The sequence below is a fragment of the Brachybacterium sp. GCM10030268 genome, assembly GCF_042666305.1.
In the GTDB taxonomy this organism is placed as follows: domain Bacteria; phylum Actinomycetota; class Actinomycetes; order Actinomycetales; family Dermabacteraceae; genus Brachybacterium.
This window is the reverse complement of sequence record NZ_JBHTCW010000032.1, coordinates 1-544: the sequence shown is the minus strand read 5'-3', so window position 1 is coordinate 544 and position 544 is coordinate 1. Positions and strand designations below refer to the sequence as shown.

2 protein-coding genes are annotated in these 544 nt (G+C 63.1%); both read right to left on the bottom strand.

Annotated elements, in window-relative coordinates:
• Nucleotides 1–54 precede the first annotated feature (54 nt).
• Nucleotides 55–294 (bottom strand): hypothetical protein, encoded by a 240-nt coding sequence (locus ACFQRD_RS16690; protein ID WP_377804797.1) that lies wholly within the window; start codon nucleotides 292–294, stop codon nucleotides 55–57.
• 65 nt (nucleotides 295–359) lie between these two features.
• A partial coding sequence (locus tag ACFQRD_RS16685; RefSeq protein WP_377804796.1) for a hypothetical protein occupies nucleotides 360–544 on the bottom strand: 185 nt, incomplete at its 5' end.

The window sequence follows — 544 nt, the reverse complement described above, 5'->3', positions numbered from 1 at the left end:
GTTTCGTCCGTAGATGCTGTGGCGCGCAACGCCATTGGTAGAGCTGCGGTGCGCTCACAAGATCGCCTCGCTGGTGCCGTAGCCCCAATCGATCAGGTGCTCGATGACCTCGGCGAGCGTGTTGCTGTGCCGGTAGATCTCCTGCCTGTTCTGCTGGACGCGCAGCACTACTGGCGTGTGCAGCCCGAAAACCTCGATCTGGTCGGCCAGCAGCTCTAGGACTTCGGAGACGATCCGCTCGGGGTCGGTGGTTCGTGCATCGACCCAGGCCAGGATCTCTATTGGGTTGTTCATGGGGTCTCCTGAGATGATCATCAGGAAGGACCGGCCAGCTACGAACTGGCCGGTCCTTCGTGGTTTCAGTGGTCAATGGCGGGCATCGCGCAGGTGGTGTCGACAGCTGCGGGCCGAGTGGTGTCCAGCCGGGTGGCGTGCAGCGCGTCGAGCAGATCGTCGACAAGGGCCTCCACATCAGCGCGGGTGTGGACACGGCGCGCACGACGACGCAGCTTGCTGCACAAGTCGTCGATCTCGCTTGCCAGCA